16 protein-coding genes and 1 riboswitch are annotated in these 20,654 nt (G+C 68.4%); of the genes, 10 read left to right on the top strand and 6 right to left on the bottom strand.

Annotation, left to right across the window (positions count from 1 at the left end; translation table 11 throughout):
• Positions 1-188: 188 nt before the first annotated feature.
• The 6 genes from ACIQ7H_RS11730 (at position 189) to ACIQ7H_RS11705 (ending at position 9,447) form a co-directional block, all read left to right on the top strand.
• Entirely contained in the window at positions 189-3,404 is a 3,216-nt protein-coding gene (locus ACIQ7H_RS11730) for a hypothetical protein (RefSeq protein WP_395791621.1), read from the top strand.
• 458 nt (positions 3,405-3,862) lie between these two features.
• Positions 3,863-4,765, top strand: a complete 903-nt coding sequence (locus ACIQ7H_RS11725) for an ABC transporter ATP-binding protein (RefSeq protein WP_395791619.1) — start codon at positions 3,863-3,865, stop codon at positions 4,763-4,765.
• Positions 4,766-4,824: 59 nt separating this feature from the next.
• Positions 4,825-5,610 carry an ABC transporter permease gene (locus ACIQ7H_RS11720; RefSeq protein WP_395791617.1) on the top strand — a complete coding sequence of 262 codons (786 nt, stop codon included), beginning with the start codon at positions 4,825-4,827 and terminating at the stop codon, positions 5,608-5,610.
• 75 nt (positions 5,611-5,685) lie between these two features.
• Positions 5,686-7,596, top strand: coding sequence for an amidohydrolase family protein (locus ACIQ7H_RS11715; protein WP_395791615.1), 1,911 nt, complete (start codon positions 5,686-5,688; stop codon positions 7,594-7,596).
• Between the two features lie 4 nt (positions 7,597-7,600).
• Positions 7,601-8,833 (top strand): sensor histidine kinase, encoded by a 1,233-nt coding sequence (locus tag ACIQ7H_RS11710; RefSeq protein ID WP_395791613.1) that lies wholly within the window; start codon positions 7,601-7,603, stop codon positions 8,831-8,833.
• Positions 8,830-9,447 (top strand): response regulator transcription factor, encoded by a 618-nt coding sequence (locus ACIQ7H_RS11705; protein WP_395791611.1) that lies wholly within the window; start codon positions 8,830-8,832, stop codon positions 9,445-9,447. Before ACIQ7H_RS11710 ends, ACIQ7H_RS11705 begins: the two co-directional genes overlap by 4 nt.
• Before the next feature lie 153 nt (positions 9,448-9,600).
• On the opposite strand, the gene sufT is transcribed toward ACIQ7H_RS11705, so the two are convergent.
• Positions 9,601-10,155, bottom strand: coding sequence for a putative Fe-S cluster assembly protein SufT (gene sufT, locus ACIQ7H_RS11700; protein WP_395791609.1), 555 nt, complete (start codon positions 10,153-10,155; stop codon positions 9,601-9,603).
• A gap of 78 nt (positions 10,156-10,233) precedes the next feature.
• On the opposite strand from sufT, the gene ACIQ7H_RS11695 reads away from it, so the two are divergent.
• The gene (locus ACIQ7H_RS11695; protein WP_395791607.1) at positions 10,234-10,662 is read left to right on the top strand and encodes a hypothetical protein; all 429 of its coding nucleotides are present in this window, start codon (positions 10,234-10,236) and stop codon (positions 10,660-10,662) included.
• A gap of 9 nt (positions 10,663-10,671) precedes the next feature.
• Here ACIQ7H_RS11695 and ACIQ7H_RS11690 read toward each other — a convergent pair whose 3' ends face one another.
• Positions 10,672-10,899, bottom strand: a complete 228-nt coding sequence (locus ACIQ7H_RS11690) for a glutaredoxin family protein (protein ID WP_395791605.1) — start codon at positions 10,897-10,899, stop codon at positions 10,672-10,674.
• A 78-nt stretch (positions 10,900-10,977) separates the two neighbouring features.
• On the opposite strand from ACIQ7H_RS11690, the gene ACIQ7H_RS11685 reads away from it, so the two are divergent.
• Positions 10,978-12,360: an L-serine ammonia-lyase gene (locus tag ACIQ7H_RS11685; RefSeq protein WP_395791603.1), complete on the top strand. Its 1,383-nt coding sequence runs from the start codon at positions 10,978-10,980 to the stop codon at positions 12,358-12,360.
• A 215-nt stretch (positions 12,361-12,575) separates the two neighbouring features.
• Here ACIQ7H_RS11685 and metB read toward each other — a convergent pair whose 3' ends face one another.
• The 4 genes from metB to ACIQ7H_RS11665 all read right to left on the bottom strand — a co-directional run bounded on the left by metB (position 12,576) and on the right by ACIQ7H_RS11665 (position 17,448).
• Positions 12,576-13,751 carry a cystathionine gamma-synthase gene (gene metB, locus ACIQ7H_RS11680; RefSeq protein WP_395791601.1) on the bottom strand — a complete coding sequence of 392 codons (1,176 nt, stop codon included), beginning with the start codon at positions 13,749-13,751 and terminating at the stop codon, positions 12,576-12,578.
• On the bottom strand, positions 13,751-14,803 hold the full coding sequence (locus ACIQ7H_RS11675; protein WP_395791599.1) for a homoserine O-succinyltransferase: 1,053 nt from the start codon (positions 14,801-14,803) through the stop codon (positions 13,751-13,753). Before ACIQ7H_RS11675 ends, metB begins: the two co-directional genes overlap by 1 nt.
• 91 nt (positions 14,804-14,894) lie before the next feature.
• Positions 14,895-15,031: riboswitch (SAM riboswitch) on the bottom strand.
• A 143-nt stretch (positions 15,032-15,174) separates the two neighbouring features.
• A complete protein-coding gene (locus tag ACIQ7H_RS11670) occupies positions 15,175-17,229 on the bottom strand; it encodes a TonB-dependent receptor plug domain-containing protein (RefSeq protein ID WP_395791686.1) in 2,055 nt (684 codons plus the stop codon).
• An 18-nt stretch (positions 17,230-17,247) separates the two neighbouring features.
• A complete protein-coding gene (locus ACIQ7H_RS11665; protein WP_395791597.1) occupies positions 17,248-17,448 on the bottom strand; it encodes a hypothetical protein in 201 nt (66 codons plus the stop codon).
• Between the two features lie 198 nt (positions 17,449-17,646).
• On the opposite strand from ACIQ7H_RS11665, the gene ACIQ7H_RS11660 reads away from it, so the two are divergent.
• Together ACIQ7H_RS11660 and ACIQ7H_RS11655 are read left to right on the top strand one after the other, a co-directional pair.
• Positions 17,647-18,783 (top strand): phytase, encoded by a 1,137-nt coding sequence (locus tag ACIQ7H_RS11660; RefSeq protein ID WP_395791595.1) that lies wholly within the window; start codon positions 17,647-17,649, stop codon positions 18,781-18,783.
• A gap of 867 nt (positions 18,784-19,650) precedes the next feature.
• Positions 19,651-20,562 (top strand): FAD-dependent monooxygenase, encoded by a 912-nt coding sequence (locus ACIQ7H_RS11655; RefSeq protein ID WP_395791593.1) that lies wholly within the window; start codon positions 19,651-19,653, stop codon positions 20,560-20,562.
• Positions 20,563-20,654: the final 92 nt, after the last annotated feature.

Here is a 20,654-nt window from a genome sequence, read left to right as displayed (position 1 = left end):
CTGCGACGCAACGTTCTTTGGTGAGTTGCTTTGAAATTTCTCGGGGAGAGAACGTGAAACGACTGAAATGCCTTCTGGCGGCCGGCATTGCCGCTGCTGTCTGCGCCGCATCGCCACTTGCGGTAGCTGCGGACAAATCACCTGACGCTGCGGCGTCAGCCACATCTACCACGTCCGAGTTCCTGGGGATGTCCTACCCGGAAGTACTCAGCGTCGATGTCCAGAACATGCGCGGGCGCGAATGGCAGCCTGGCGATCCGATTCGAGAGATCCCGCGCCAGCACTGGGCCGATCCACTGGTGCTCAATGCTCAGCAACGCGAGCCCGTAAACGCGCCGGCAGCGGATCCGCTGGTGGCCCTGCAGCAGCAGTTCGACCGTACGGCGGGCCTGCGTGGCACCAGCTTCAGCACTCCCCAGCAGAGCTACCAGGGCTCGCCTGGCACCACCCTGCCGCCCGATCCCACCGGCGATATCGGCACCACTCAGTATGTGCAGGCGATCAACGGTTCCGGCGGCAGCCGCATCCGCGTCTACAACAAGCTCTCCGGCGCCATCCAGGCGGACTTCACCCTGGCCTCAACCCTGACCGGCACCAGCCCCTGCAACACCGGCCTCGGCGATCCGATCGTCCTGTTCGATGCGCTGGCCAACCGCTGGGTCATCACCGAGTTCTCACCGCAGGCCGGCCGCGCGCTGTGCGTGTACGTCAGCGCCAACGACGACGCCGCCAACACCAGCGCTGGCAACTGGTCGCGCTACAGCTTCGTGATGCCTGCATTCCCGGACTACCCGAAGTACGGCGTGTGGCCGGATGCCTATTACGTGACCGCCAACGAGGGCGGCACTGCCGGCGCTCGGCCGGTTTACACCTTCGAGCGCCAGCAGATGCTTCAGGGCTTGCCGGCCCGCTTCGTCCGCGTGACCGTGCCGAACCTGAGCGGCTTCGGTTTCCAGCTGCTGACCCCGGCGCATTTCGTCGGCGTCAATCAGCCACCGGCGGGCGCCCCCGGCGTTTTCATGCGTCATCGCGACGACGAGTCGCACAACACCGGCAGCAACAACCCCGCCCAGGATTTCCTCGAGCTGTGGCAGTTCAGCATGGACTGGGCCCCGGCCACGCCGGTCGGCACACTGACCCCGGTGCACCAGATTCCGATTGCCGAGTTCAACTCGCGCATCAACGGTTTGACCGCGTTCAACGCCTTCCCGCAGCCGAACGGACAGCGTCTTGATCCACTGCGCGAGCCGATCATGAACGTGCTGATGTATCGCAACTTCGGCAGCCATGAGTCGCTGGTCGGCAACCTGACCACAAACACCCAGACTGACCCAGTACTGCGTGGCGCGATCCGCTGGTTCGAATTGCGCCGCGCCACCGGCACCGCAGCAACCGGCTGGCAGCTGCATCAGGAAGGCACCTATGCACCGACCGACGACGGCGGCGCGATCGACCGCTGGATGGGCGGCTCCGGTATCGACGATGCCGGCAACATCGCCCTGGCCTACAGCGTGGTTCGCCAAGCCGGCACCACGCCGATTCCCGCGGGTCTGCGCTACGTCGGTCGCCTTGCGGGTGATCCGCTCGGCGTGATGTCAACGGCCGAAGGCGTGATCGCCACCGGCGAGCGCAGCCAGGGCAACGAACGCTGGGGCGACTACCACCAGATGGGCGTCGACCCGGTCGATGGCTGCACGTTCTGGTTCACCGGCGAGTACATGGGCCCGGCCGGCAGCACCAACAACACTCGCATCGCCAGTTTCCGCCACCAGGCCTGCGGCACGCCGACGTTCACCCTCGCGAGCAGCGTCAGCCAGCAGGCGGTGTGTACCGCCAATGCGCCGGTCACGCTGAACCCGATCGCGATCAATGTCGGCTCGGTCAACAGCTTTGTCGAGCCGGTCAGCTTGAGCTTCGATCCGGCCCTGCCCGCCGGCATCACCGGCAACCTGAGCCCAGCCACCGTGGTGCCCGGCAATGGCTCCAGCCTGGCGCTTAGCCTGGCCGCCAATACAGCCATCGGCGCCAACACGGTCACCGTGCTGGGCGAGACCGGCAACATCAGCAAGAGCATCAACATCCTGCTGAACGTGTCGACCGCCCTGCCGACCGCACCTGCCCTGGTCAGCCCGGCCAATGCCGCCACCAATGTGCTGCTACGGCCGACGCTGAGCTGGGCCGCGGCGACCCAAGGCAGCGCTTATGTGGTTGAAGTCGCGACCGACGCTGGCTTCTCCAACATCGTGTTCACCGGCAACGTCACCAATGGCACCAGCGTCAGCGTCGGAACGGCCCTGCAGAGCAGCACCAACTACTTCTGGCGGGCGCGCTCATCGAACGTCTGTGGCGCTGGCGGGAACTCGCCGGTGTTCAGCTTCCGCACCCAGCCGGCACCGGGTGACTGCGACTCGGGCAGCACGGCCTTCAACGTGTACTCGGAGAACTTCACCGCCGGTGCGGCTGGCTACACCACCACCGGCAGCGTCGGTGCGCAGACCTGGGCGCTGTCGACCGTCAAGCCCAGCCCGCTGTCGGGCGGCAACGCTTTCCTCGCCACCGGCATCGCCACCGTGTCCGATCAGCGACTGACCTCGCCGACCATTGAACTGCCGAGCGACACGCTGCCGCTGACGCTGAAGTTCCAGAACTTCCGCAATCTGGAAAACAATGCGACGACCGGCTGCTATGACGGCGGCATCCTGGAGATCTCGGTCGACGGTGGTGCCTTTACCCAGATCACCGGCAGTGCGCTGCTGAATGACCCCTACCGCGGTCCGATCAGCGGCCAGTTTGGCAATGTGCTGGGTGGCGTGCAGGCCTGGTGCGAACCGAACCCGGGCCGCCCCTATGCCGACACCCTGGTTGACCTGAGCCCCTACGCCGGCAGCGATGTGCAGCTGCGCTGGCGGGTGGGTACGGATGACTCGGCGGCCCGCGAGGGCTGGTATGTGGACGATGTCCGCGTGCAGGCCTGCAACGTGCCCACCGAGCCGGATCTGGCGGTCGGAATGACCAGCGCCAGCCCCCAGGTGGGTCCCGGTCAGTCGTTCACCCTGGTGGCCCAGGCCAGCAACGGCACCAGCATCGCCGCAACCAATGTGGTGCTGGATGTAAGCGTCGACCCGGCCTTCCAGATCACCGCAGTCACCGGCGCCGGCTGGACCTGCGCGCCGGCGACGGCCACCACCCATTCCTGCACCCTCGCCACGCTGGCCGGTGGCGCAGCTGCACCGGTGCAGATCTCGTTGACGGTGGCCGCGGGGGCGACTGCGGGCGCCAAGACCTCCAGCGTCGCCATTACCGGCGTCGGTGGGGATGCCAACCCGGCCAACAACGCGGCGCAGATCACCACCACGCTGGTGATCCCGAACGAAGTGTTCGCCAACGGCTTCGAACAACCCTAAAGCCGCGTCACTGATCCAACCCGGCGGCTGATGCCGCCCTGCTGGCCCGGCGCACCTCGCGGTGCGTCGGGCCAGATGGCGGTGCAAAGCCGCCGCCCTTCTGGACACGCCCCCCGATTCGGCGCGCGATCGCGCGCGAACCACGCTTGATGTGGTCATCGCGGTGGCTTACGCGATTCCGACCAAACGCTCACGCGCACGACCGCCTTACGGTCGCCAGCTCCTCGACGCGCGTGACGGCTTCAAAAACTCAGCCAAGCTGCAGGCCGCTCAAGCTGCGGTGCTGCGGTGTTCGTCCTTGTGCGCAGGTCAACACCGAAGCCCATCCGCAGTTGGCAACCCACAACCGTAGCCGACATGACAGCTGTCACCCCAGGCAGCTGACAGCCCCCACTGCCGGGCGGCGGCGGCGGGCGCGAAGCTGTGGCCGTCGCCCACTGCATGCCACGGAGTCGCCCATGTCCAGCACCGCAAGCCCTGTCGCCCGCCTCACCGACGCACGCAAACACTATGGCCCGATCGTCGCGCTGGACTGCGTCGATCTGGAGGTCCGCGCCGGCGAAGTGTTCGCTGTGCTCGGCCCGAACGGCGCCGGCAAGTCGACCGCGCTGGGTCTGCTCACCGGCCGGCTGGCGCCGGATAGCGGCGAGGCCCAGGTGTTCGGGCTCGACCCGCGCGATGCCGCCGCTCGCCGCCGCATCGGCGTAATGCAGCAGGAGGCCCGTCTGCCCGAGACCCTGCGCGTGGCCGAGCTGGTGACGCTGTGGTCGGGCTACTACCCGGACCCGCGCCCGGTCGCCGAAACCCTGTCGCTGGCCGGCCTGGTTGATCTCGCCAAACGGCCCTACCAGGCGCTGTCGGGCGGCCAGCAGCGCCGGGTGCAGTTCGCGCTGGCGATCTGCGGACGCGCGCCGCTGCTGTTCGTCGACGAACCCACCACCGGGCTCGACATCGAAGCTCGCCGCGCTTTCTGGGACGTGCTGCGCGGGCTGCGCGAGGCCGGCACCAGCCTGGTGCTGACCACCCACTATCTGGAGGAAGCCGACGCGCTGGCCGACCGCATCGTGCTGATCAATGGCGGCCGCGTGCTGGCGGAGGACACGCCCGCGGGCCTGAAGGCGCGCAGCACCGGCAGCCGCGTGGCGGCGCGCACTTCGCTGGCCGCCGCCGAGCTGGCCAGCTGGGACGAAGTCGACGCCGTGGAGTCCGCCGGCGGCCGCCTGCTGATGCGCAGCCGCACACCGGACGCGCTGGTGCGCCGCCTGCTCGCCGCCGATCCGACCTGCGCCGACCTTGAGGTCAGCGCGCTCTCGCTGGAGGAGGCCTTCGTCGCCCTGACCCGCGCGGATGTCGCGCGGTGAGCGCACACGCCCCGCACGCCGCTACCGCCGCCCACCTCGACACTTCCAAGGACGCCGCCATGACCACTTCTGCCTCTACCTCCGCCACCGCCCCCATGCCCGCCGGCCGCCTGCTAGCGCTGTACCTGCGTGAGGCTTGGAGCGAGATCCTGCGTATGGCACGCACCCCCGCCTTCGCGCTGCCCACGATCGCGTTTCCGGTGGTGTTCTACGCGATGTTCGCGATCGTTCTGCCCGGCCAGTGGGGCGCCTACGACAAGGCCGTCTATCTGCTGGCCACCTATGGCGTGTTCGGCGTGATCGGCCCGGCCCTGTTCGGCTTCGGCGTTGGCCTGGCGATGGAGCGCGAGAGCGGCCTGCTTGAGCTCAAGCGCGTCTCGCCGATGCCGATCGCCGCCTACTTCTTCGCCAAGATCGCGATGAGCCTGGTCACCGGCCTGTGCGTGGTGCTGCTGCTGAGCGCGGTAGCGGTGTTCGCTGGCGGCGTCGAGATCGGCCTCGGCGATTGGTTGAAGCTGGTCAGCGTGTTGCTGCTCGGCAGCCTGCCGTTCTGCGCGATCGGCCTGTTCATCGGCAGCCTGGTGAAGGGTCAGGCGGCGGTCGCGATCGTCAACCTGGTCTACCTGCCGATGTCGGTGCTGTCGGGCCTGTGGATGCCGCTGTTCGCGTTCCCGACCGCGCTGCAGAAGTTGGCGGTGATCTGGCCCTCCTGGCACCTCGCCGAGATGGCGCTCGGCGCGGTCGGCCAAACGCAGGGCGTGCGCTTCGGCCTGCACGCGGCGGTGCTGCTGCTGACCGCCGCGCTGTTTCTCTCGCTGGCGGCGTGGCGGATGCGGGCGCGCTGAGCGCGCCCGATCGTCACCCGATTCCGACACGTCACCTTCTCGCCGCCGCGCGCGGCGCCCCCTGCGGAGATTCCCATGCGCCTGCCTCCCACCCCTGTCTGGATCGCTATTGCCAGCGCCATCACCCTCGCCGCGCTACTGCTCGGCGGCGGCCTCGATCCCTCCCGCCCGGCCGCTACCACGGCCGCTGAATCCTCTCCAGAGGCGCCACCCCAAGGCCCCGCGGCTTTCGTGATCCGCGGTGCGCGCGTGTTCGACGGCGAGCGCCTGCAGCCCGCCACCGATGTGGTGGTGCGCGATGGCCGGATCGCCTCGCTCGGCCGGGCCGCCGGCAACGACGCCGCACTGCCGGTGATCGACGGCGCCGGCCAAACTCTGCTGCCCGGCCTGATCGACGCCCACGTCCACGCTTGGGGCGAGGCCCGCCGCGACGCCTTGCGCTTCGGTACCACCACGGTGATCGACATGTTCGGTGATCACCGTCAGCTGCCAGAGGCCGCGCGTCAACGCGCCTCGCTCGATGCCGCCACCCAGGCCGACCTGCTCGGCGCCGGCACGCTCGCTACCGCCGAGGGCGGCCACGGCACCCAGTTCGGGCTCGCCGTGCCAACCCTTGCCACACCGGCCGAAGCACCGGTTTGGGTCGCCGCGCGCCGGGCCGAGGGCTCGGCCTTCATCAAGCTGGCCCGCGAAGATCTGCACGTGTACACCGACGGCAGCCGGATGCCGACGCTCGATGACGCCACCGCGAAGGCGGTGATCGACGCCGCTCATGACGAGGGCCTGAAGGCCTGGGTCCATGTATCGGCGCAGGTGGCGGCGCGCGCATCCCTGCGTGACGGGGCCGATGGCCTGGTGCACGTATGGCAGGACGCACCGGCAGATGAGGCCATCGTCGCGCTGGCGCACGAACGTGGCGCGGTGGTGATCCCGACCTTGAGCGTGATCGCCGCATTCGGCGACAGCCGCCAAGGGCTGGAGAGCGACGCACGCCTGACCGAGTGGCTGTCGCCAGCGCAGACGCAGCAGCTCACCGCCGACATCGGTTGGCGCAGCGAAGAAGCCGGCGCAACGCATCACGAACACGACCACGGTGGCGCCACGCCGGTGGCCGAGCTGCTGCCCAATGCCCGCGAGAGCGTGCGCCGCCTGCACGCCGGTGGAGTGGTGATCCTGGCCGGCACCGACGCTGGCAATGCCGGCACCGCGCACGGTGTCTCGATGCATGGCGAACTGGCCCTGCTGGTCGAGGCCGGGCTGAGCCCGACTGAGGCGCTGGCGGCCGCGACCTCGGCGCCGGCGCGCGCGTTCGGGCTCGACGACCGCGGCCGCATCGCCCCGGGCCTGCGCGCGGATCTGGTGCTGGTCGAGGGCGACCCGACCGCTGACATCACCGCCACTCGCGCGATCACGCGGATCTGGAAGAACGGTCGCCCGGTCGAGCGCGCGCTGGCCGCTGTTGTTGCCGCCGACACGACGCTGGCTGCAGGCCCGGTCAGCCACTTCGACGGCGCTGAGTTTGATGCCGCCCAGGGCGCAGGCTGGATCGCGACCACCGACCGAATGGCCGGCGGCCGCTCGGACGCGGCGCTGGAATTGATCGCTGGCGGCGCAGACGGCAGCGCCGGTGCACTGCAGGTCAGCGGCGAGGTGGTGGCCGCGACGGGCGGCACGCCGCCTTGGGCCGGCGCGTTCTGGGTGGTCGGCAGCGCGCCGATGCAGCCGGTCGACGCGCGCGGCCGCGAGGCGATCGTGTTCCAGCTACGCGGCGACGGCCGCCCGGTGCGGGTGATGGTGTTCAGCGGCGAGGATCGCGCGATGCCCGTCATCGTCAGCCTGCCTACCGGCGCGGACTGGGCCGAGGCGCGCATCGTCTTCGCCGATCTGCCCGGCGTCGATCTGGCGCGGCTGCGCGGGGTGGTGCTGAGCGCCTCCACCGACCCAGGCCGCTTCGTCTTCGCGATCGACACGGTCGAAGTACGCTAGGCGCATGAACACGCCCCGCACCGTCGACGACCGCGCCACCGCAGAACTTGCCGACAACGACCCGCGCGCGGCGCCACTGCCGCGCGGCGGCGCCGATGCCAGCGTGCTCGAAGCCGCCTCGATGCCGGGCCAGCATCCGCTGCTGGGCCTCGTCTACCTGGTGTTTGTGGCCCTGCCGCTGATCTTCACCCGCGACCCGCCGACCGTGTCGATCCTCGCCAGCGTGGCGGCGGTGCTGCTGTTCGTGGCGCTGTGGTTCTGGTTTGTGCGCGCCAGTACCACGCCGCGCACCCGCGCCGCGCTGATCGTCGCCTGCGCCCTGCTCGGGCATGCGCTGATCCCCTACAACGTCGGCGGCAACACCTTCACCATCTACGCGATGACGCTCGCCGCCGCAGTGTGGCCGACGCGGCGCGCGATCGTCTGGAGCCTGGCGGCGTGGTCGGCGATGACCCTGCAGTTCGCCTTCGTCATCCCCGACCTTCGCATCGCGCTGGGCGTGGGCCTGGTGATCGCACTGATCGGCGGCCTCGCGGTCACCGGCATCCTCGCCGGGCGCGCCAAATCCCGCCGCGATGCCGCACTGCGCTTGAGCCAGGACGAGATCAAGCGCCTGGCCTCGCTGGCCGAGCGCGAGCGGATCGGCCGCGATCTGCACGATGTACTCGGCCACACCCTGTCGCTGGTGGTGCTGAAGACCCAGCTGGCGCGGCGCCTGCTCGGCCGCGATACGGCGGCGGCCGAAGCGCAGCTGCTCGAACTGGAAACCGCCGCGCGCGCCGCGCTCGGCCAGGTGCGCGAAGCGGTCAGCGGCATCCGCGCCAGCGGGCTGCAGGCCGAGCTGGCAGCGGCGCGGCTGGCCCTGCTCAGCGCTGAGGTGCGCATGGACCAACGCCTGCCGGCGCTGGAGCTGCCGCCAGCGGTCGACGCCGCGTTCGCGCTCGCGGTGCGCGAGGGAATCACCAATGTGATTCGGCACGCCGAGGCGCAGCGGGTCGAGATCGAAGTGGAAGCGCGCGGCGAACCCGGCAGCGGCGAATGGGTGCTGAGCATCCAGGATGACGGCCGCGGCGGTGCCGAAGCGCGCAGCGGCCACATCGGGCTGGAAGGCTTCCGCGAACGCGCCGAAGCCCTGGGCGGACGTTTCGAACTCGACAGCCCGCCCGGCGGCGGCACCCGGCTGAAACTCACCGCCTCGCGCAACCTGCCGCAGCAGGCGCCGGCGGCACGGGCATGAGCGCGCGTGAACCGATCCGCATCGTGCTGGCCGAGGACCAGGCGATGGTGCGCGGCGCGCTGGCCGCCCTGCTCGGGCTGGAGCCCGACCTGCAGGTGCTCGAAGCCTGCGCCGACGGCGGAGCCGGCTGGCGCGCGGTGCAGGCGCACTCGCCCGACCTGCTGGTCACCGACATCGAAATGCCCGGTCTGACCGGGCTGGAGCTGGCCGAGAAGGTGCGCGCCGCCGGGCTCGCCACCCGCGTGGTGATCGTCACCACCTTCGCGCGCGCCGGCTACCTGCGACGCGCGCTGGATGCCGGCGTACGCGGCTACCTGCTGAAAGATGCACCGGCCGAACAACTCGCCGAAGCTTTGCGCCAAGTCCACCGCGGCGGCCGCGCGATCGATCCGCAGCTGGCGCTGGCGGCCTGGGACGAAGTCGACCCGCTCAGCGAGCGCGAACGCCAAGTCCTGCGCCTCGCCGGCGAAGGCAGCAAAAGCGCCGACATCGCCGAGCAGCTCGGGCTGAGCCAGGGCACCGTGCGCAACTATCTCAGCGAGGCGATCGGCAAGCTGGGCGCGGAGAACCGCATCGAGGCCTATCGGCTGGCGCGGCAGCGGGGGTGGCTGTGAAAGCCGGGAATCGGGAATCGGGAATCGGGAATCGGAATTGCGAGACCGCTGCTGCCGTTGATTTCAGGAAGTGCTTCGTGGCGCGGCGGGTGACACGCCCTTTAGATCCCTGCCTTGGGCGAATCCCGAATCCCGAATCCCGAATCCCGGCCCCTAAAACATCCCCACCTGCAGCCGCGCGCCCTCGGTCATCATCGACTGGTTCCACGGCGGGTCGAACACCAGTTCGACGTCGGCCTCGATCACGGTCGGCACCAGTTCGACCTTGGCGCGCACGTCTTCGACCAGCACTTCGCCCATCCCGCAGCCAGGGGCCGTCAGGGTCATGCGCACGCTGACCCTGCGCTGGCCGGATTCGACCTGCTCCAGCTCGCACTGATAGACCAGACCGAGGTCGACCACGTTGACCGGGATCTCGGGGTCAAAGCAGGTGCGCAGTTGATTCCACACCGCCGCCTCGACATCGGCGTCGGTGGCGTTGTCGGGCAGCTGCGGGGGCGGCACGATGTCCTTGCCGATCGCATCGGCATCCAGCCCGGCGACGCGAAACAGATTGCCGTCGACAAACACGGTGAAGCTGCCGCCCAGCGCCTGGGTGATGTAGCCGGCGGTGCCGGCCGGCAGGTTGACGCGGTCGCCCTGCGGCACCATCACCACATCGCAATCGCGGGAAAACTGGATCGGTTCGGAGCTGCGGCTGTAGGCCATGGGACAGAAGTCAGGCTCGACGGAGCGTCGGGGCACGTATTCTAGCGGGCCGCAGCTCTCAAGCCTCTCGACGATCGCGTGAAGACTCCCAGCAGCAGCCCCCGGATCACCCTTGGCACCTGGACCATCGTCGCGCTCAGCTCGATCGTGGCGATACTCGGTCTGGCCGCGGTGTGGACCGGCCTGAGCGTGCATTTCCGCGGACTGTGCATGTGGATGCTGGTGGTGGTGAGCCTGGACGCCGCCCTGCTGCTGCGCCTGGCCGGCCTGCCGGGTGGCCGCAGCCGCCTGCTGATGGTGGGCGTGGTGAGCGTGTTGACCGTGCTGGTCGCGGCGGTGCTGATCGCGGCCAGCCAGATCGGCCTGTCGATGGGCCTGCCGCCCTCGGATGCTTTCGCACGCATGAGCCCGGGCCTGGGCTGGATGTACCTGCAGGCTCAGCTGCAGTGGCACGACGCACTCTGGCTGCTGCCGGCGCTGGCACTGGGCTGGCGCTTGGGGCGCTAGGCCTCCCCGCTACTCCTCAAGGAAGGCGCGAACGCGCCGGGCATCGAACGGCCAGTCCAGCTCGGCTCCGGTGTCCACACGCCGCAGCACCGGCACGCGCAGGCCGTAGGCGTGCTCCAACACGGTATCGGCATCGATCCAGCGCGGCTCGAAGTCGCCGGCGCGGGTCTGCGCCAGCACGAACACGGCCTGATCGCAGAGATGGCATTCGTCGCGCTGGAACAGAATCAGATTCATGCGGGTGTCCGTACTGCATCGTCGGGCGTGGATGGGCCCGTACACTAACGGGCTTCCCGCCAAGCCAGAACCCCCGCCATGGCCGTCAGCGTATTCGACCTGTTCAAGATCGGCATCGGGCCGTCGTCCTCCCACACCGTGGGGCCGATGCGCGCCGGCGCGCGTTTTGTCGAGCGCTGGCTGCGCGAGGCCGGTGAACTCGGTCGCGTGGCCCGGGTGCGGGTCGAGCTGTACGGCTCGCTGGCACTCACCGGCCGCGGCCACGGTACCGATAAGGCGGTGTTGCTGGGTCTGGAGGGCGAGCTGCCCAACCGAATTGACCCCGACACCATTCCGGCCACGCTGGCGCGCATTCGCGACAGCCAGCGCTTGCGCCTCGACGGCCGCCATGAGATCAGCTTCGTCGAGAAGCGCGACCTGGTGTTCAACAAGCGCCAGAAGCTGCCCTACCACACCAATGGCATGCGCTTCACCGCGTTCGCCGCCGACGACAGCGAGATCGCTACGCGCGATTACTACTCGGTCGGTGGCGGTTTCGTGGTCAACCAGGACGAGGCCGCGGAGGACCGCATCGTCGCCGACACGACCGAGCTGGCGCACCCGTTTCACAGCGGCGAGGAGCTGCTCAAACGCTGCGACGAGCACGGCCTGACCATCGCCCAGCTGATGTTCGAGAACGAGCAGGTCTGGCGCACGCCCGACGAGATCCGCGCCGGCCTGCGCGAACTCTGGCAGGCGATGCAGGCCTGCGTCGCGCGCGGCGTTCGCGAGAGCGGCATCCTGCCCGGCGGGCTCAAGATCAGCCGCCGCGCACCGGCGATGGCGGCCGATCTGCGCAACCGTCCCGAGGCCGCACTGCGCGATCCGCTGAGCGTGCTCGACTGGGTGAACCTGTATGCGCTGGCGGTGAACGAGGAAAACGCCGCTGGCGGCCGAGTGGTGACTGCACCCACCAATGGCGCGGCTGGCATCGTGCCGGCGGTGCTGCACTACTACGAACGCTTCGGCCCGCGCGCCGATGAGCAGGGCGTGTTCGACTTCCTGCTCACCGCCGGTGCGATCGGCATTCTCTACAAGGAGAACGCCTCGATCTCCGGCGCCGAAGTCGGCTGCCAGGGCGAAGTCGGGGTCGCCTGCTCGATGGCGGCAGCGGGCCTTACCGCAGCGTTTGGCGGCTCGATCTGGCAGGTCGAGAACGCCGCCGAAATCGGCATGGAGCACAACCTCGGCCTGACCTGCGACCCGATCGCCGGCCTGGTGCAGATCCCCTGCATCGAGCGCAACGCGATGGGCGCGGTGAAGGCGATCAATGCCTCACGCATGGCCTTGCGCTCCGACGGCACCCACTACGTGTCGCTGGACAAGGTCATCAAGACCATGCGCGACACCGGCCGCGATATGCAGGACAAGTACAAGGAAACCTCGCGCGGCGGGCTGGCGGTGAACGTGGTGGAGTGCTGAGGCCCGCGCCAGGCGACGGGCGCCGCGGTGTCGGATAGCTCGGCGAGTTTTTCAGCCGCGGTCCATCACTCGGCAGCGCGAGGCTCTACAGGCGATTCGCGGTCAAAGGTTCGACCCGCCGTCCTGAATCAGCGAACCGCAGACCCTGCCGCTGATGTGCGGCCCAGCTACCATCCCAGCCGGGGCGGCTCTCAGGCCGCAAAGTCGAGCGCGCCTCAGGCCGCCAAAGCCCGCTCAGCGCGTTTGAGTGCCGCCGCGATATCGGCGACCAGATCGTGGCTGGCCTCGATGCCCACCGACAACCGCAGCAGACCGTCGCTGATGCCCGCAACGGCACGCGCTTCGGCGCTCATCGCGGCGTGGGTCATGGTGGCCGGGTGGGCGATCAGGCTTTCGACGCCGCCCAGCGATTCCGCCAGGGTGAAACACTGCAGGCCGTCGAGGAACGCGCGCACCGCCGCTTCGCCGCCGTCAAGCTCGAACGAGATCATCGCGCCGCCGTTCTTCTGCTGGCGCTGCGCCAGCGCGTGGCCCGGGTGGCTGCTCAGGCCAGGGTAGTGCACCGCCTTGACCGCGCGATGGTTTTCCAGCAGCTCGGCCAGCGCCTGCGCGTTCTCGACGTGACAGCGCAGGCGTGGCTCCAGGGTGCGCAGGCCACGCAGGGTCAGAAAGCTGTCGAAGGGGCTGCCGGTCAGGCCCAGACAGTTGGCCCACCAGATCAGCTGCTGATGCAGCTCGGGCGTCGCCGCCACCACTGCGCCGCCGACCACATCGCTGTGGCCATTGATGTACTTGGTGGTCGAGTGCAGCACCAGATCCGCTCCGAACTCGATCGGCCGCTGCAGTGCTGGCGACAGGAAGGTGTTGTCGACCAGGGCCAGCGCGCCGACCCGATGCGCCGCCTCGATCACGAAGCGCAGGTCGGTGATGCGCAGCAGCGGATTGCTCGGGGTTTCGATCCACACCAGCTTGGGCGGCACCGCCAAGGCTTCAGCCAGCTGGCGCGGGCAGGTGAAGTCGGTCACCACCAGTTCGAAGTGGCCCTTCTTCGCCAGCGCATTGAACAGCCGCCAGCTGCCGCCGTAGCAGTCGTGCGGCACCACAATGCGGTCGCCCGGCTCCAGCAGGTTCAACACCAGGGTGATCGCGGCCATGCCGCTGGCGGTCACCACCGCGCCGGCTCCGCCCTCCAGTTCGGCCAAGGCCTCGCCCAGCAGGTCGCGGGTCGGATTGCCGCTGCGGGTGTAGTCGTACTGGCGCTTGTCGTTGAAGCCGGCAAAGCTGAAGTTGGTCGACAGCACCAGCGGCGGCACCACCGCGCCAAAGGCGGAATCACGATCAATGCCGGCGCGCGCGGCGACGGTGGCAGGGGCGTAGGTCGGGCGGCTCATCAGTGGACTCCAGCAGGGACGTTGGCGCTGCGCAACGCGCGGGCCAGCAGTTCGTTGATGCGGGTGGGTTCTTTCAGGAAGGCGTCGTGGCCGAAGCTCGATGCGATGCACTCGACCTCGGTCGGCGCGGCGATGCCGGCGGCGAAGCTGTCGATATCGGCCGGCGAGGCCAGCCAGTCGCCTTCGACCGCCAGCAGCGTGGTCGGCACCATGATCTGCGCCGGCTCGACGGCGTGCAGATCGATCGATTCGGACAGTCGCAGAAAAGCAGTCGCGCTCCAGCGCTCGGCATAGCTCTGGCCGCAGCGCGACAGATAGCCTTCCGACGCGCAGCGCGCGCGGCCGCCGGACAGTTCTGCAGGTGCATCAAACCGCGCGCCGAACTCCTCCGGGCTGCGGTAGCTCAGCATCGCGAACTGGCGCGCCAGCGACAGGCCGATATCGTCCGCGCACTGCAGCTGGCCCAATGCCACCACCTGCCGCTGCAGCGCACGGAAGGCGCTGGCGAACGGATGCGGGCGATGCGCCGCCGACAGACACACCAGCCGCTCGATGCGCTGCGGATGCCGCACCGCGAATGCCTGCCCGACCATGCCGCCGTAGGACGCGCCGACAAACGCATGCAGCCTGCGGATGCCGAGCAGTTCGACTGCCTGCGCGATCGCATCGGCCTGGTCGGCGCTGCTGATTGGCAAGTCGAGATCGCCATCGGCGCCGACCCAGTCGCAGGCCAGCAAGCAGAACTTGCTCGGGTCCAGGCTTTGCCCGGCGCCGATCAGCTCCTGCCACCAGCCGATGCTGGTATCCAGCGTGTTCGCACAGGCATGCCGATGCGCGGAGATGCCGCCAGCCACCCACACCGCCGGCAGCTTCGGCGAACCGACCCACTCCACCCGCAGCTGCACACGGCGAGGGCCTGCGTGGCGCAAGTCGAGCTCGAACTCGAAGGTGTCACGGCCGCCGGTTGGCAAGCCCGGAAGATGTTCAAACCCACTACAGTCGGGCTCGCTGTGCGCCTCGGCGCGGGCTTCGGTGACGGTGGCCAGTGACATCGCAACGCTCCAGAGAAATCGACGGTGGCAACCAGCGTGATTTCCTGCGGCGCGGAGCGGTTCATGACGGCAGGCAAGGCCCGGCGCGACATGCCCATCTTCCGACGGATGCAGCACGCGAAGCGCGTGGTGCATCCACCGCAGGATTTGGCACCTGCTGAGCGCGTTCTGCGCGTGCAGGTTGCCCCGGCTTCAAAGGGCCTGTCCCTCTGCCGGTCTCGATGGCTGGCCGGCAGTCTGCCCGCGACCAACTGGACTGTCAATCCCTTCATGCGGATGAAGCGATATATGACACGGCGTCACAAGCGGCGCCAAACAAAAGGCCCCGGTCTGAATGACCGGGGCCTTGGTAGGCGCGTCAGCCCGCGGGCTTAGAACTGATAGCGCAGCACCGCCTGAAACACGCGGCCGGCCGTTTCGGACTCAAGCTCGTACTCGTCATAGTCGCGCTCCAGCTGCGACTCGATGGTGGTGAACTTGTCGAAGATCTCGTCCTTGCTGGCATCCAGCAGGTTCGAGCCCGACAGGCGCAGTACCCAGGCCTCGCCGAAGCGCTTCTCAACGAAGGCTTCCAGGTCGCCGTCATACACGGTACGCACTTCCTCTCCGATGATCCGGCCGTAGGCATCGCCCTGCTCGCGGTAGGTCACGCCGAACGAGGCGCCGAGCGAGGACAGCTCCTGGATGAAGCCGACGTTGAACACGAAGTCCGACTGATCATTGAAGCGCCGGCTGCCGAACACATCGTCGATCTCGCTGTCGAGCCAGGAGTAATTGAAAAACACGCCGGTGTCGTCCAGACCGAAGGCGGTCAGCGGCGTCGACAGATCCAGCTCGACGCCCCAGACCTCACCATCGCCGCTGTTGCGCGGCTGCAGAACAAACGTGCCCGGGCCTTCGTCGCCCTCCAGCCCGGTGTTGGCGATCTCGATCAGATCCGCGATATCGCGATAGAAGGCATTGATGCCGACCACGCCACCGCGCCCGATCCGACGCTCCCAGCCGAGGTCGATGCCCCAGGCCTTCTCGGGCTCCAGCTCTGGATTGCCGAGCAGATCGTTGTCGCCGAGCTCAGCGGTCAGCAGGGCCGGCGACAGCTGGTTGAAGTCGGGCCGGCGCAGGGTGCGCGCCACCGAGGCCGTGATGCGCTGGCTTTCATCGAGGTTGAAGCGCAGGTGCGCCGACGGCAGCAGGATGCCGTAGTCAGTGTCGGCGCGCTGATCCTCGGCATCGACGGTGAAATCCTCAATCGACAGGTCGGTGTACTGATAGCGCAGGCCGGTCTCCCATTCGACGCGGCCGCTTTGGCCATCGATGCGCACGAAGGGCTCGATGCGGTCCTCATCCAGCGTGTTCAGGCCGCCCGGCACCGGCTCCAGTGGGCCGAAGTTGCCCGGAATCGGCGGCGTCGGCGCCGGCGCATTCGGGATGTTGAAACGATTGCGCACCTCCAACACCGAGGTCTCGCGCTGCTTGCGGGTGTACTCCATGCCGAAGCGCAGCTCGCCGGTGGCCGTGGCGCGCGCGTGCCGCAGCTCACCGGAGTATTCGCGATCTTCGATATCGAGTTCGGCCAGGTCGCCGGTGAAACGATCGGCGTCGGGGAAGGGCAGCGCGTCACGCAGATACTCGGTTTCGTATTCGAACTCCGACTGGGCATCGTCGATGCCCGCCGCGCTCACGCGCAGGCGGGTTTCGCCACCGGCCATCGGCAGCGCGTACTTGGCGCCCAGCGACCAGTTGTCGGTGCGGATGTCGAGATCGTTGTCATTGACGGTGAGCAGGTTCGGCGGCGTCGCGACGCCGCGGGCATACTCCAGCGAGTCTTCATCCTGCACGCGGTCAGTCCGCACGAAGAACGCGCTCAGGTTCAGCTGCCCGGCGCCGACATCGACCAGGTAGTCGGTGTTGAAGGCGTAGTCCTCACCGCTGCGCACGTCGGTCTGCACTTCGGTGTTGTCGAGTTCGCCGCCGGGCGCGTCGAAGCGCTGGCTGAACTTCTCTTTCGGGCTGCGTCGCCCCTGCACATTGAAGCCCGCCAGCAGCCGCCCCCCCAGGGCTTCGCCACCCCACACCGCGCCGGCCAGCGGCTCCAGCTCATCGTCGTACTGCAGGCCGCCGACGCGCAGATAGCCGCCGTCCAACGAGTAACCATCGCGCAGCACGATGTTGAGCGAGCCGGCGACCGCATCGCCGCTGCGATCCGCCGAGGCCGAACGCACGATCTCGATCCGCTCGACCAGCTCGGCCGGAATGCGATCAACAAAGAAACTGCGATCAAAGCCCGCCCCCGGCACCCGCTCGCCATTGATCAGGATCTGCGTATAGGCGGCATCCAGCCCGCGCAGGCGCACGCCGTCGTACTCCAGCACGTCGCCCAGAAAGGCCACGCTGGGCACGCGCTTCAACATGTCGCCGACCGTCAGCGGCTCGAAGCGCTGGAACTACTCAAGGTCGTAGCTGAGCGTGGCGGCATCCGCGGCGCGGTCGCGATACACGATCGCGCCCTTGACCACGATCTCGTCGAGCTGGATGGCCGAGGAGCCCTCTGTCGTCGTCTGGGCAGAGGCCAAACCGCCCGACAGCAGAACAGAAGAAGCAAGCACGACGGCGATGGAACGGCTGAGGCGGGCGCGACGGATCACGGGAGACTCCAGGGCATGAACAGGTAGCCCGCCTGTTTACGCAGCTACGATGGCAAACGCATGACAGACATGCGACGGGTTTGCTGCGCGTCAGCTTTTCGCGATTCGCTATCGGCAGAATCCGCACCCTCGCCACACCTACGGACCACCGCCAAGACCCTTGCCCCTCGCGCGACCGCACTCGCCTTGAGCATCGCCATGCTCAGCGCCTGCAACAGCTCCGCACCGCCGCCCGCCGCCAGCCCTGCCCCGCCCGCGGCCACCGCAGCACCGGCACCGACCGCAGTGAAAGAAGAGGCGCGCGAGCCGGATGAGCAGGCCGAAGTCGATCCGTTGCTGAGCGCAGCCGGGCTGAGCTATACCACCGTCAACGAAGCCTTCCTGACCCCGATGACGCCGGACGACAACATCGACTCGCCGGCCAGCTGGACCGCGCCCGACGGCAGCCTGTGGCTGATCGCCACCGCCAAAGGCACTCACCGGCTGGTGCTTTACCGCGGCGACACCGGTGCGGCGATGCGTACCGTCGGCGAACAAGGCCCCGGCCCCGGCCAGTTCGACCGTCCGAACGGCGTATTCGTGATCGATGATCTGGTGCTGGCCGTGGAACGCGACAATCGCCGCGTGCAGGTGCTGCGCCTGCCCGACATGAAGCCGCTGGGCAGCTTCGGCAGCGAGCAGCTGAAACAGCCCTACGGCCTGTGGCTGCAGCGCGTCGACGGCGGCTTCGAGGTGCTGGTCAGCGATGCCTACATGGACCCGAGCGACGAAGATGCAGTGCCGCCGCTGACCGAACTCGGCCAGCGCTTCCAGCGCTACCGCTTCATCGCCAGCGCCGACGCCATCGAGGCCCAGCACCTCGGCAGCTTCGGCGCGACCGATGCCGCCGGCGCCATCCGCATCCCCGAATCCCTCTGGGGCGACGCCACCCACGGCCGCCTGCTGATCTCCGAAGAAGACCAGGCCGACGGCACCCGCATCAAGGTCTACGGCATGGACCACGCCTACACCGGCAAAGACCTCGGCGCCGACCTGTTCAAAGCCCAGGCCGAAGGCATCGCCCTCTACGCCTGCGCCAACGGCAGCGGCTGGTGGATCGCTACCGACCAGTTCAAAGACCGCTCGCTGTTCCACATCTTCGACCGCAGCAGCCTCGAACACCGTGGCAGCTTCGCCGGCAACACCGTCGCCAACACCGACGGCGTGTGGCTGCACCAGACTGCGAGCGAACGCTTCCCCGAAGGCGTGTTCTACGCGGTGCACGACGACCAGGGCGTGGCGGCGTTCGACTGGCGCGAAGTGCGCAGCGCGCTGGGTCTGTCTGGCTGCGAGTGACACCGCGGCACCACGCAGCTCGCGGCGCCCCAGCAACGGCTGCGAGCGACCGAATCGCCAGAACCTCAGTCTCCGCCGTCACGTGCGCTAGCGCCCTTCCCTCCCACGACAGGCGCATCGGGGAGCGAGGGCGATCTCGCCCGAACCTCCGCCACCGCTGGCAGTAGAGCCCCTCTCCCCTGGTGGGAGAGGGGTTGGGAAGTGGGGGCGACCGAAGCCTACGCCCCCAGAATCGCGCAGAACCAAAGCGCGCCATTCGCAACGACGCACGCGGCAAACACCACGCCCCGCAAGCAGAACCGCCTGAGTCGCATCGCCCTCGCCGCATGATCACACCCGCAGGCCGACTGAGCGAAGGAGCGCACATCGGCACCTCGCGCAATCACTCCGGCATACAGGCCCACAGAACACCCTTGAACCATCCGAGCCGTTACGCCACTTCGCAGTGCAGCACCACCCGCTCAGCAACCGGCAGAGCCAGAGTCGAGATGCCTTGCCCTGCCCGAAACAGACTTCCTGAAGCGAAATGCCGCGATCCAGCACACACAACCGCAACGCGTCCACCAGCCGCAGCCTGAATCCCGCTTCACCCATCCACTGCAGATCGATGCTCAGCACCCGTCGACAGAGAAGCAGCGCTGAGGGAGCAGCCCTGACAAGCGACCACGGTTGCCGCTTCGCGTCATCACCGTGCTGCATCAGGTGTGCGAACCGCGCGGCGAGGGCTGCTGCCCCGTGAGGTAGCTTTGCCACCCGCACGATCAAGTGGCGTTGTCGTTCCACACCCGATTCTGCAAAGGATCGAGATGTCGAAGCTGCGAGAATCGCGCAGCCGCAGGCGCGGCCCCACACGCGAAAGGAAGCCCGATGAGGATCGTCATCAACGGCGCCGGCATTGCCGGTAGCGCACTGGCATTCTGGCTGCGCCGACTCGGCCATGAGGTGCTGCTGGTGGAGCACGCGCCACGCCTGCGCGAAGGCGGATTCGTGGTGAATCTCTGGGGCATCGGCTACGACGCAGTCGAGCGCATGGGCTTGCTGCCCAAGCTGCTGGCGCTGCAGCACGTCGGCAGCGAGCTGCGCATGGTCGATCGCCACGGGCGCACCCGTGGCGGCTATCCGGCCAGCGTGCTGCTGAAACTGGCCAAGGGGCGCATGGCATCGCTGGCGCGCTCGGACATCGCTGCCACGCTGTACTCCGCGCTGGATGACCAGGTCGAGACCCTGTTCGGCGATAGCATCCGCGCGCTCCACGACGAGGGCGCGAGCGTGCGCGTCGAGTTCGAGCGCGCGCTCGCGCGCGAGGCGGATCTGGTGATCGGCGCCGACGGCCTGCACTCGCGAGTGCGCCAGCTCGCCTTCGGCCCGCAGTCGCAGTTCGAGTATCCGCTGGGCGCCCACGTCGCCTCGTGGGAGGTGAGCGGCTATCGCCCGCGCGAGGAGGGCATCTACGTCGCCTACACCGCACCCGGACGCTACATCGCCCGCTGCCCGCTGCGCGACGACCGCACGCTGTTCTTCGTGCTGGTGCGCAACGAGTATCTCGGCGGTGCAATCCCTGAGAACCACGAGGGTCGCGTGGCCGCCTTGGCCGGCGCCATGACCGGCACCGGCTGGGAGTCCGATGCCATCCTCGGCTCTCTGGCGCTGACCGACACGGTCTACTTCGACAGCATCAGCCAGATCCGCATGGACAGCTGGCTCAAAGGCAGGGTGGCCCTGATCGGGGACGCCGCCTCCTGCCCCCCAAGTTCCGCACTTAACCGCGCAAGTGATTGATTTCCCGACACCCGGGCTGCAAAAAATGCCACTACAGCCCTACGGCGACCGCAGGTCGAGGGCCTCGAACAGGCTGAGTTGCTCGGGGGTGG

Origin of the sequence: Aquimonas sp., from assembly GCF_044377145.1 — a bacterium.
GTDB lineage: Bacteria > Pseudomonadota > Gammaproteobacteria > Xanthomonadales > Xanthomonadaceae > Aquimonas.
Note: the sequence above shows the minus strand (reverse complement) of the source record. Positions and strands in the feature narration are given on the sequence as shown.